Here is a 12,224-nt window from a genome sequence, read left to right on the forward strand (position 1 = left end):
CCGTCTAGCGCGTGGCTTCCTTGTGGGATGCGAACGCAGAATTGGCCGTCAGATTACCCATTTTTTTCCTGCAACGCACTGTTGCAGGGCGTTCTGTCCGATGAACGCATGCAGTTGTCGCTTTGATGACATCGAAATTCGCCTTGGTGTGCTTTTCCTACATGGCAGCACACAACAACCTACGCACCCATTCACTAAACGACTGGGAGTCCGGCAACAGGTTGTACGGGATTTGTCGCTGATGGCGATCAGCACGACGCTGCTTCAAGGGAACTTCGCCCCGTCAAAGACGCTATTGAACGCCTCAATCGAACGCAATGCCTGGGAGGTAGCATTCCTGTGCAGCCGAACCTGAAGCGACCAGCCCCCACGAAGGCTACAGCCTGACGTCTGATTAACGGCGGCTTTTCAAAGTACCGGGGCCTGAACGCACAAAGGCCACCCGAAGGTGGCCTTTGTCTGGTGTAGCACTCAATCAAGCACGTGGCTTATTTGATAGCCCAGCCAGTCAGCTCGGACAGAGCCTTGCCAATGTCTGCCAGCGAACGCACGGTTTTAACACCTGCGTCTTCCAGAGCAGCAAACTTCTCGTCTGCAGTGCCCTTGCCGCCGGAGATGATTGCGCCCGCATGGCCCATGCGCTTGCCTGCAGGGGCAGTCACACCGGCAATGTAGGAAACAACCGGCTTGGTCACGTTTGCCTTGATGTAGGCAGCCGCTTCTTCTTCAGCCGAACCGCCGATCTCACCGATCATCACGATCGCTTCGGTCTTCGGGTCTTCCTGGAACAGCTTCAGGATGTCGATGAAGTTGGAGCCAGGAATCGGGTCACCACCGATGCCCACGCAGGTCGACTGACCGAAACCGGCGTCAGTGGTCTGCTTGACGGCTTCGTAAGTCAGGGTGCCGGAACGCGACACGATGCCTACTTTGCCTGGCAAGTGGATGTGACCTGGCATGATGCCGATTTTGCATTCGCCCGGCGTGATCACGCCTGGGCAGTTAGGGCCGATCAGGGTCACGCCCAGCTCGTCGCACTTAACTTTAGCGTCCAGCATGTCCAGGGTAGGAATGCCTTCAGTGATGCACACGATCAGCTTGATGCCAGCGAACGCCGCTTCAAGGATGGAGTCCTTGCAGAACGGAGCCGGTACGTAGATAACGCTGGCTGTTGCGCCAGTCGCCGCTACTGCTTCTTTTACCGTGTTGAAAACAGGCAGGTCCAGATGAGTGGTGCCGCCTTTGCCCGGCGTCACACCGCCGACCATTTTGGTGCCGTACTCAATGGCTTGCTGGGTGTGGAAGCTGCCCTGCGAACCGGTGATGCCTTGGCAGATAACTTTGGTGTCTTTATTGATCAGGACGCTCATTACTTGCCCTCCGCAGCTTTGACAACTTGTTGAGCAGCGTCGGTCAAGCTGGTAGCAGCGATGATGTTCAAGCCGCTTTCTGCCAGTACTTTAGCGCCCAGTTCAGCGTTGTTGCCTTCAAGGCGCACAACCACCGGGATTTTAACGCCGACTTCTTTCACTGCACCGATGATGCCTTCGGCAATCATGTCGCAACGAACGATGCCGCCGAAGATATTGACCAGTACTGCGGCAACATTGCTGTCGGACAGAATGATCTTGAACGCTTCAGTCACGCGTTCTTTGGTAGCACCGCCGCCAACGTCGAGGAAGTTGGCAGGTTTGCCGCCATGCAGGTTGACGATGTCCATGGTGCCCATGGCCAGGCCAGCGCCGTTAACCATGCAGCCAATGTTGCCTTCCAGCGCTACGTAGTTCAGTTCGAACTGGGCAGCGTGCGCTTCGCGCGGATCGTCCTGAGACGGATCGTGGAAAGTTTTCAGCTTCGGCTGACGGTACATGGCGTTAGCGTCGATGTTGATTTTCGCATCGAGGCAGTGCAGATCGCCGTCAGTCTTGATAACCAGCGGGTTCACTTCCAGCAGGGCCAGATCGTGGTCCTGGAACAGTTTGGCCAGACCTACGAAGATCTTGGCGAACTGGGAAACCTGCTTGCCTTCCAGACCCAGCTGGAAAGCCAGCTCACGACCCTGGAATGGCTGAGCGCCAACCAGTGGATCAATCGTGGCTTTAAGAATTTTTTCAGGAGTGTCGTGCGCGATTTTCTCGATGTCCACGCCACCTTCGGTGGAAGCCATGAACACGATACGGCGGCTCGAACGGTCAACGACAGCGCCCAGGTACAGCTCTTTAGCGATATCAGTGCACGATTCAACCAGGATCTTGGTGACCGGCTGACCATTGGCGTCAGTCTGGTAGGTCACCAGACGCTTGCCCAACCACTGTTGTGCGAATGCTTTAGCGTCTTCTTTGCTGCGAACCAGCTTTACACCGCCCGCTTTACCGCGACCACCTGCGTGAACCTGGGCTTTTACAACCCATTCGGTCCCGCCGATTTTGTCGCATGCTTCTGCGGCCGCTTCCGGGGTGTCTACTGCATAACCCTTGGATACTGGCAGGCCGTATTCAGCGAACAGCTGCTTACCCTGATACTCGTGAAGATTCATGCTTTTTACCGTCTTCGTTAGGTACTGCGCATTCGGCGCTGCACTTTTATTAGTGCCGCACCACCTGTGACTGCTGCTTGCACTGTTTCAACAAACCCGACACCCGCGTGGGCGGAGTCGGGCCTGATTGAAACGGGACAAGACTGCGTCCGGCGGAAGTTCCGCGGTGAGGCTTGCGAGCAAGGCTCACGACGGGCAAACCGCCGTGGTTTCTTATTGTCTGGTCTTAACGTTTCTTACGGTTGGCAATGTGGATGGCGCCGCCATTCACTGCCAGCGCTGCTTCGTGCAACGCTTCGGACAGGGTTGGATGGGAGAAAACCATCATGCCCAGATCCTCGGCACTGGTGCCGAATTCCATACCGATAGCGCCCTGCTGTACCAGTTCTGCTGCGCTCGGGCCAATCACGTGGACGCCCAGTACGCGGTCAGTTTTGGCATCAGCAATGACTTTTACAAAGCCACCGGTGTCGTTTGCTGCCATGGCACGGCCACTGGCGGCGAACGGGAAGGTGCCGACGTTAACTTCAACGCCTTCAGCTTTCAAGGCCTGTTCGGTTTTACCGACCCACGCGATCTCTGGGTGAGTGTAAATAACCGATGGAATCAGGTCGTAGTTCATCTCGGTCTTGTGACCTTTGATGCGCTCGACAACCATGATGCCTTCTTCGGAAGCCTTGTGAGCCAGCATCATGCCGCGCACTACGTCACCAATGGCGTAAACGCCCGGTACGCTGGTGGCGCAATGATCGTCAACAAACACGAAACCGCGCTCGTCAATGGTCACGCCGCTGTCGGCTGCCAGCAGCTCGGTGGTCACCGGACGGCGGCCTACCGCTACGATCAGCTTGTCGAAGGTGATGGTCTGTTCGCCGTTGGCGTCGGTGTAGGTCACAACGACTTCTTCGCCGTTAACCTTGGAACCGGTAACGCGGGCGCCCAGTTTGATGTCCAGACCTTGCTTGGTCAGGGTTTTGTAGGCTTCCTTGGACACAGCAGCGTCAGCCGCCATCAGGAAAGTATCCAGGGCTTCAAGAACCGTCACCTGAGCACCCAGACGCGACCATACCGAACCCAACTCCAGACCGATCACACCAGCACCGATCACGCCAAGACGCTTGGGTACGGACTGGAATTCCAGGGCGCCGGTCGAATCAACGATGACGTTGTTATCAACTGGAGCTGGCGGAATGTCGATCGGGCGCGAACCCGAAGCCAGAATCACGTTCTCGGCTTCGATGATTTCAACGCTGCCGTCAGGCTTGGTCAGTTCAACTTTCTTGCCGGCCAGCAATTTGCCGTGACCTTGCAGGGACGTCACACCGTTGGCCTTGAACAGGGTTGCAACGCCGGAAGTCAGACCTTTAACGATGTTGGCCTTACGGCCTACCATCGCTGGCACGTCCATCTTCACTTCACCGGTGCTGATACCGTGGATGGCGAATGCATCCTTGGCTTCGTGGTACTTCCAGGAGCTGTCCAGCAGCGCCTTGGATGGAATGCAGCCAACGTTCAGGCAGGTACCGCCCAGCGCCAGTTTGCCTTCCTTGTCGGTGTATTTTTCGATGCAAGCAGTCGAAAGGCCCAGTTGAGCGGCCTTGATGGCTGCAACGTAGCCACCAGGGCCCGCACCAATCACTACAACGTCAAATTTCTGAGACATGTAAAAGAATCCTCTTTTAGCGACAAGCTTCAAGCCGCGAGCTGCAAGCCAAAGCCAAGTCGCGAACGACCGCAGGCTTCAGACTTGCAGCTCATGGCTGCTTCTATCAGATATCCAGCAGCAGACGCGCTGGATCTTCCAGCAGGTTTTTGATTGCTACCAGGAAACTTACAGCTTCTTTGCCGTCGATCAAGCGGTGATCGTAAGACAGAGCCAGGTACATCATCGGACGGATGACAACCTGACCGTTGACGGCCATAGGACGCTGAAGGATGTTGTGCATGCCCAGGATCGCAGCTTGCGGCGGGTTAACGATCGGGGTCGACATCATCGAACCGAAAGTACCACCGTTGGTGATCGTGAACGTACCGCCGGTCATTTCGTCGATCGACAGTTTGCCGTCACGGGCTTTTTTGCCGTAGGCAGCGATGCCGCCTTCGATTTCCGCCAGACTCATCAGCTCTGCGTTACGCAGAACAGGCACTACCAGGCCGCGGTCGCTGGACACGGCAACGCCGATGTCTGCGTAGCCGTGGTAAACGATGTCGGAACCGTCGATCGAAGCGTTGACAGCCGGGAAGCGTTTCAGCGCTTCAGTGGCGGCCTTCACGAAGAACGACATGAAGCCCAGACGCACGCCGTTGTGGGACTTCTCGAACAGGTCCTTGTACTTCGAACGCAGTGCCATGATTTCAGTCATGTCCACTTCGTTGAAGGTGGTCAACATCGCCATGTTGGATTGCGCTTCAACCAGACGCTTGGCCACAGTGGCACGAACGCGGGTCATCGGAACGCGTTTTTCAACGCGGTCGCCAGCAGCGAATACCGGTGCAGTTGCAGCAGGCGCAGCCGCTTTGGCAGGTGCAGCAGCAGGCGCGGCTTTTTTGGCCGCTACAGCAGCAACGACGTCTTCCTTGGTCACACGACCACCTTTGCCAGTACCGGCAACGGAAGCGATGTTGATGCCGTTTTCTTCAGCAATTTTGCGCGCAGCCGGTGCAGCGATCGGGTCATCTTCGCCATCAGCAGCAGGTGCAGCGGCCTGAGCGGCAGGAGCAGCAGCGGCCGGTGCAGCTGGAGCCGCCGCGCCGCCTTCAACGATAGAGCCCAGCACTTCGTCGGACAGAACGGTGTCGCCTTCGTTCTTGACGATTGCGCCCAGTACGCCATCAGCGGTGGCCAGTACTTCCAGCACAACTTTGTCGGTCTCGATATCAACAATCAGGTCATCACGCTTTACAGCGTCGCCCGGTTGCTTGTGCCAGGTGGCAACGGTGCCGTCGGCAACCGATTCCGGAAAAGTTGGGGCTTTAATCTCGATAGCCATGTTCGTGGTTCCTTTAATTCGGTTCAGTGCGCGAAGGCGTTAAACAGTAAACGCGTCTTGCAACAGTTTGGCCTGTTGCTCGGCGTGCATCGATGCATAACCACAAGCAGGTGCAGCAGAAGCGTCACGGCCCGCGTACTCAAGTACGAGCGACTTGTCGTGACCGCCAATGATGCGGCGCATGTGATGCTGGCTGCAGTACCAGGCACCCTGGTTCATCGGCTCTTCCTGACACCAAACAATGTGTTTGACGTTTTTGTACGGAGCCAGGACTTCAATCAAGTCGTCCTCAGGGAACGGATACAGCTGCTCAAGACGCACGATGGCGATGTCTTCACGACCTTCGGCACGGCGTTTTTCCAGCAGGTCATAGTAGACCTTGCCGCTACACAGGACGATGCGCTCGACGTTCGCCGGATCCTGCGCGTCGATTTCCGGGATAACGGTCTGGAACGAACCTTCTGCCAGATCTTCGAGGGTCGACACGGCCAGTTTGTGGCGCAGCAACGACTTCGGCGTCAGTACCACCAGCGGCTTGCGCAGCGGACGGATGACCTGACGACGCAGCAGATGGTAGATCTGTGCCGGAGTGGTCGGTACGCACACCTGAATGTTGTGCTCGGCGCACAGCTGCAGGTAACGCTCAAGACGTGCCGAGGAGTGCTCGGGGCCCTGACCTTCATAACCGTGTGGCAGCAACATGGTCAGACCGCACAGGCGACCCCACTTGTGCTCGCCGCTGGTGATGAACTGGTCGATCACAACCTGTGCACCGTTGGCGAAGTCGCCGAACTGGGCTTCCCAGATCACCAGCGCGTTTGGCGTGGTGGTCGAGTAGCCGTATTCAAACGCCAGTACCGCTTCTTCCGACAGCAACGAGTCGTACAGGTCAAAGCGAGGCTGACCTTCGTACAGGTGCTGCAACGGAATGTAGGTGCTGGCGTCTTTCTGGTTGTGCAACACGGCGTGACGGTGCGAGAACGTACCGCGGCCGATGTCCTGACCCGTCATGCGGATCGGGTGACCTTCGAACGCCAGGGTCGCGTATGCCATGGTTTCGGCATAACCCCAGTTGATCGGCAGGCCACCGGCTTGCATTTTTTGACGGTCTTCGTAGATCTTCGACACCTGACGCTGCATGACGAAGCCTTCTGGAATTTCCAGCAGCTTGGCCGACAGCTCTTGCAGGGTTTTGAGATCAAAACGCGTGTCGTGACGCGCAGTCCAGGCATGGCCCAGGTACGGACGCCAGTCTACGAACAGCTCTTTGTTAGGCTCTTTGACCAGGCTTTTCACCACATGCAGACCGTTGTCCAGCGCGTTGCGGTATTCGTCGATCTTGGCCTGAACGCGATCTGTGTCAACCACACCTTCCTGAGTCAGACGGTCGGCATACAGTTCACGGGTGGTGCGCTGTTTGGCGATCTGCTGATACATCAGCGGCTGAGTGCCGTTTGGCTCGTCGGCCTCGTTGTGACCGCGACGGCGGTAGCAGAACAGGTCGATCACGACGTCACGCTTGAACTGCATGCGGTAGTCGATAGCCAGCTGGGTCACGAACATGACGGCTTCCGGATCATCACCATTGACATGGAGGATCGGCGCTTGAATCATTTTCGCGACGTCGGTGCAGTACTCGGTGGAACGCGAGTCCAGCGGGTTGCTGATGGTGAAGCCCACCTGGTTGTTAATCACCAGGTGTACGGTACCGCCAGTCTTGAAGCCGCGTGTTTGCGACATCTGGAAGGTTTCCATGACCACGCCCTGACCTGCGAACGCAGCGTCACCGTGGATGGAAATCGGCAGAACCTTGTCGCCCGTCTTGTCGTTACGACGATCCTGGCGTGCACGTACAGACCCTTCAACCACCGGAGAAACGATTTCCAGGTGGGACGGGTTAAACGCCATTGCCAGGTGAACTTCGCCACCGGAGGTCATGACGTTGGAGGAGAAGCCCTGGTGGTATTTAACGTCACCGGAACCCAGCTCGATCTTTTTCTTGCCTTCGAACTCGTCGAACAACTCGCGCGGGTTTTTGCCGAAGGTGTTCACCAATACGTTCAGACGACCACGGTGGGCCATGCCGATGACGATTTCTTTGGTGCCGTAGTTGCCCGAACGCTGGATCAGCTCGTCCAGCAAAGGAATCAGGCTCTCGCCACCTTCCAGGCCGAAACGCTTGGTGCCCGGGTATTTGGTGCCCAGGTATTTTTCCAGACCTTCGGCAGCCGTGACGCGCTCAAGCAGATGGCTTTTGACTTCAGCCGAATACGTTGGGCGGCCGCGCACGCTTTCGAGGCGCTGTTCAAACCAGTGGCGCTGCTCGGAATCGACGATGTGCGTGAACTCTGCGCCAATGGTGCGGCAATATGTCTGCTGCAACGCTTCGAGAATTTCGCGTAGGCTCGCTTCCTCTTTGCCGATGTACAGGTCGCCGGCACGGAAGGTCGTATCAAGATCGGCATTGGTCAAGCCGTAATGATTGATCGACAGGTCTGCAGGTGCAGGACGCTGCCACAGCCCCAGCGGATCAAGCTGGGCTGCCTGGTGGCCGCGCATCCGATAGGCCTGGATCAATCGCAGCACTTCAACCTGCTTCTTCTCGTGCTCACTGCTCACGCTCCCGGCGGAAACCGGTTGGGCGCGGCGCTGGTTCTTTGCCAGCAGCACGAAATGGTCGCGGATTGTGGAGTGCGAAACATCGTTGGCAGAGTTGCCGTCAGTCGGCAACGTCTGAAATTTGGTGCGCCATTCTTCTGGCACAGCGTTAGGGTCGTGCAGGTAGAGCTCGTAGAGCTCTTCCACATAGGCAGCGTTACCACCTGAAAGATAGCCGCTGTTCCACATGCGCTGCATCACGCTTTCTTGCATGCTTGGTCACCCTCGGTTAGGGGACACCATCGACGAGAACACCAGAGCATGCTTGAGAAAGTCCGAATACAGCGACTAAAACAAGCCACTTAGGATCACGCTGATAGTCCGGGTACCAGCCCGGATGCCCCTGCTGGTCTCATTTCTTCAAAATAAGAGCCGCAACTTTGTGAGCTGCTGCTCAGGTTAAAACTACGGCGCCGGTTGAAGCCTGCGCCGCAGCATCTTCGGTTACAGCGATCTACGGTAGAGCGGTGTATCAGACGCCGCTTTGCAGCAGCATGCTACGCACGTGGCCGATGGCCTTAGTCGGGTTCAGACCCTTCGGACACACGTTCACGCAGTTCATGATCCCGCGGCAGCGGAATACGCTGAACGGGTCATCCAGTGAAGCCAGACGCTCGCTGGTCTTGGTGTCACGGCTGTCAGCCAGGAAACGGTAGGCTTGAAGCAGTGCAGCAGGGCCCAGGAACTTGTCCGGGTTCCACCAGAAGGACGGGCACGAAGTCGAGCAGCAAGCGCACAGGATGCACTCGTACAGACCGTCGAGCTTTTCACGCTCTTCTGGCGATTGCAGACGTTCGATGGCCGGGGCCGGCGTATCGTTCTGCAGGAACGGCTTCACCTTCTCGTATTGCTTGTAGAAGATGCTCATGTCGACGACCAGGTCACGGATAACCGGCAAACCTGGCAGCGGACGGATCACCAACTTGTTACCTTTTACGACAGCGGACAGCGGCGTTACGCACGCCAGGCCGTTCTTGCCGTTGATGTTCATGCCGTCGGAGCCACACACGCCTTCGCGGCAAGAGCGACGATAGGAAAAACCTTCGTCCTGCTCTTTGATCAGGGCCAGAACGTCCAGCACCATGAGGTCTTTACCATTGGTATTGACCTGGAACTCTTGCATGAACGGTGCAGCGTCCTGATCCGGGTTGTAGCGATAAACACTGACTTTCAACATATCGGCCACCCTTAGTAAGTACGAACCATTGGCTGGAAGGTCGGAACGGTTTTCGGCGAGAAGTTCACCGCACGCTTGGCTACGCGTTTCTCACCCGGGAAGTACAGGGTGTGGCACAGCCAGTTAACGTCGTCACGATCTTCGTAGTCTTCACGGGCGTGAGCACCGCGCGATTCTTTACGGGTTTCAGCAGCGATTGCAGTGGCTTCAGCCACTTCAAGCAGGTTTTGCAGCTCAAGTGCTTCGATACGGGCCGTGTTGAATGCCTGGCTCTTATCGTTGATTTTCACGTTGGCGATGCGCTTGCGCAGTTCTTGCAGCTGGGCAATACCCTTCTGCATGTATTCGCCGGTACGGAATACACCGAAGTAGTTCTGCATGCAGCTTTGCAGCTCTTTACGCAGGGTAGCCACGTCTTCGCCATCAGTGCGCGAGTTCAAGCCATCCAGACGTGCCAGGGCAGCGTCGATATCAGCCTGACGTGGACGGGCGTAATCAACGCCTTCTTTCAGGGTCTGCTCAAGGAACAGGCCAGCCGCACGACCGAACACCACCAGGTCGAGCAACGAGTTGCCGCCCAGACGGTTGGCACCGTGAACCGATACGCACGCCACTTCACCGACCGCGAACAGGCCAGGAATGATTGCGTCATTGCCTTCAGCGTCCTGAGTAATTGCCTGGCCATGAATGTTGGTGGCAACACCGCCCATCATGTAGTGGCAAGTAGGAACTACTGGAACTGGCGCCAGAACCGGGTCAACGTGCGCGAACGTTTTGGACAGTTCGCAGATGCCTGGCAGACGGCTGTGCAGCACTTCTTCACCCAGGTGATCGAGTTTCAGCATCACGTGGTCGCCATCCGGACCGCAACCGTTGCCCGCGATGATTTCTTTAACCATCGAGCGAGCTACTACGTCACGTCCAGCCAGGTCTTTGGCGTTCGGCGCATAACGCTCCATGAAACGCTCGCCGTGCTTGTTGATCAGGTATCCACCTTCACCGCGGCAACCTTCTGTAACCAGTACACCCGCGCCGGCGATACCGGTTGGGTGGAACTGCCACATCTCGATGTCCTGCACCGGAACGCCTGCACGCAGCGCCATGCCAATACCGTCACCGGTGTTGATCAGGGCGTTGGTGGTGGAGGAGTAGATACGGCCTGCACCGCCAGTCGCCAACACGGTTGCGTTCGCGCGAACGTAAGAGGTTTCACCTGTTTCAATGCAGATGACGATCATGCCGACAAAGGCGCCGTCTTCGTTCTTGACCAGATCGACACCGTAGTATTCGTTCAGGAATACAGTGCCAGCCTTCAGGTTGGCCTGGTACAGAGTGTGCAGCAGGGCGTGACCGGTACGGTCAGCTGCGGCGCATGTACGGGCAGCCTGGCCGCCCTTACCGAAATCTTTCGACTGGCCGCCGAAAGGACGCTGATAAATGCGACCCTGTTCGGTGCGGGAGAACGGCAAGCCCATGTGTTCAAGCTCGAACACGGCTTCCGGTCCTACGGAACACATGTATTCGATAGCGTCCTGGTCACCGATGTAGTCGGAACCCTTGACGGTATCGTACATGTGCCAGCGCCAGTCATCGTTCGGGTCTGCAGACGCGATGGCGCAGGTGATGCCACCCTGTGCCGATACGGTGTGCGAACGGGTCGGGAAGACTTTGGTGATTACAGCAGTCTTGTGACCGCCTTGTGCCAGCTGCAGGGCAGCACGCATGCCAGCACCGCCGCCGCCTACAATGATGGCGTCGAACGAAAGTGTATTAACTGTGTTAGCCATGACTCAGATACCCCAAAGAATCTGCACACCCCAGACGAAGTAAGCGAACATTGCAACGCCGCATACTGCCTGGAAGAGGAAACGTACTGCTGTCGCGGACTTGCCCAGCGCCATCGGCGTCAGGTAGTCGGTCGCGATGGTCCACATGCCGACCCAGGCGTGAGCGCCGAGTGCAACAAGAGCCAGCAGACTGAAGATACGCATCCAGTTGCTTGCGAACAGCTCATGCCATTGGGCGTAGCCAATGCCAGGGTTCGCAACGAGGTACCCGATCAGGAAGATGAAATAAGCCGCTAGAACGACCGCAGACACACGCTGTGCCATCCAGTCATAGAGGCCCGAACGCGACAGGTTCGTAACGCTGGTTACCATATCCAAACTCCCGCCAGAACGATCATCACCACGGAAATGACGATTACGATTTTCGAGCCCAGTTTGCCGCCTTCCAGCGTCTCACCGATGCCCATGTCCATGATCAAATGGCGAATACCTGCCACCAAGTGGTACAGCAAGGCAGAGAGCAGGCCCCACGCTACGAATTTGGCCAGCGGACTGGTCAAGCATGCCTTCACCTCGGCAAAACCTTCTTCCGAACCCAGGGATTTGCTCAATGCATAAAGCATGATGCCCAGGCCGAGAAAGAGAATGATGCCCGATACACGGTGCAGAAATGACGTAACGCCGGTAATGGGGAGTTTGATGGTCCTTAGGTCTAGGTTTACAGGTCGTTGGCTATTCACGGCTTTTTTCACACTGAAGAGCCCCTAACAATCAGGGCAAGTTTGTTGGGATGTGCACTGGTCAGGTACCCACCACCCAGGGAGTGACGACCCCCATCTAAACGGGCCCAAAAGCCCCTGGCGGTCGGCTGCCGAGTATAGACAGTTAGGTCACTAATGACAACGCAATCACCTCCCCCTAATAGCTCATTGCAATGAAGCTACAAAAGGCGTAAACGGCAGGGATAATCGCTAAAAAATGCTCCTGAAAGCCTTGTACAGCAAGACTTTAGGCAAATTGACATTCAAATTTATCTCACTATAGTGGTGCGGGCCCTGCGTGGGGGGTCTGTCTGA

The 12,224-nt window shown here is 56.8% G+C and carries 9 protein-coding genes; all 9 read right to left on the reverse strand.

The features are described from left to right. Window positions 1–488 precede the first annotated feature (488 nt). On the reverse strand, window positions 489–1,370 hold the full coding sequence (gene sucD / locus BKD70_RS15845) for a succinate--CoA ligase subunit alpha (RefSeq protein ID WP_047274272.1): 882 nt from the start codon (window positions 1,368–1,370) through the stop codon (window positions 489–491). Beyond that, window positions 1,370–2,536 carry an ADP-forming succinate--CoA ligase subunit beta gene (sucC, locus tag BKD70_RS15850; protein WP_047274270.1) on the reverse strand — a complete coding sequence of 389 codons (1,167 nt, stop codon included), beginning with the start codon at window positions 2,534–2,536 and terminating at the stop codon, window positions 1,370–1,372. Before sucC ends, sucD begins: the two co-directional genes overlap by 1 nt. 226 nt (window positions 2,537–2,762) lie before the next feature. Continuing rightward, window positions 2,763–4,199 (reverse strand): dihydrolipoyl dehydrogenase, encoded by a 1,437-nt coding sequence (lpdA, locus tag BKD70_RS15855; RefSeq protein WP_047274268.1) that lies wholly within the window; start codon window positions 4,197–4,199, stop codon window positions 2,763–2,765. A 106-nt stretch (window positions 4,200–4,305) separates the two neighbouring features. Further along, entirely contained in the window at window positions 4,306–5,526 is a 1,221-nt protein-coding gene (gene odhB / locus BKD70_RS15860; RefSeq protein WP_047274266.1) for a 2-oxoglutarate dehydrogenase complex dihydrolipoyllysine-residue succinyltransferase, read from the reverse strand. Window positions 5,527–5,565: 39 nt separating this feature from the next. Then, window positions 5,566–8,397 carry a 2-oxoglutarate dehydrogenase E1 component gene (locus BKD70_RS15865; RefSeq protein ID WP_047274264.1) on the reverse strand — a complete coding sequence of 944 codons (2,832 nt, stop codon included), beginning with the start codon at window positions 8,395–8,397 and terminating at the stop codon, window positions 5,566–5,568. Window positions 8,398–8,656: 259 nt separating this feature from the next. Further along, window positions 8,657–9,361 carry a succinate dehydrogenase iron-sulfur subunit gene (locus BKD70_RS15870; protein ID WP_047274262.1) on the reverse strand — a complete coding sequence of 235 codons (705 nt, stop codon included), beginning with the start codon at window positions 9,359–9,361 and terminating at the stop codon, window positions 8,657–8,659. A gap of 11 nt (window positions 9,362–9,372) precedes the next feature. Then, the gene (gene sdhA / locus BKD70_RS15875; protein ID WP_047274260.1) at window positions 9,373–11,148 is read right to left on the reverse strand and encodes a succinate dehydrogenase flavoprotein subunit; all 1,776 of its coding nucleotides are present in this window, start codon (window positions 11,146–11,148) and stop codon (window positions 9,373–9,375) included. A gap of 3 nt (window positions 11,149–11,151) precedes the next feature. Further along, window positions 11,152–11,520 carry a succinate dehydrogenase, hydrophobic membrane anchor protein gene (gene sdhD, locus BKD70_RS15880; protein WP_003446906.1) on the reverse strand — a complete coding sequence of 123 codons (369 nt, stop codon included), beginning with the start codon at window positions 11,518–11,520 and terminating at the stop codon, window positions 11,152–11,154. Continuing rightward, window positions 11,514–11,900: a succinate dehydrogenase, cytochrome b556 subunit gene (gene sdhC / locus BKD70_RS15885; RefSeq protein ID WP_070411961.1), complete on the reverse strand. Its 387-nt coding sequence runs from the start codon at window positions 11,898–11,900 to the stop codon at window positions 11,514–11,516. Before sdhC ends, sdhD begins: the two co-directional genes overlap by 7 nt. Between the last annotated feature and the right edge of the window lie 324 nt (window positions 11,901–12,224).

It is taken from the genome of Pseudomonas sp. BS-2016 (assembly GCF_001806145.1).
Lineage (GTDB): Bacteria > Pseudomonadota > Gammaproteobacteria > Pseudomonadales > Pseudomonadaceae > Aquipseudomonas > Aquipseudomonas lundensis.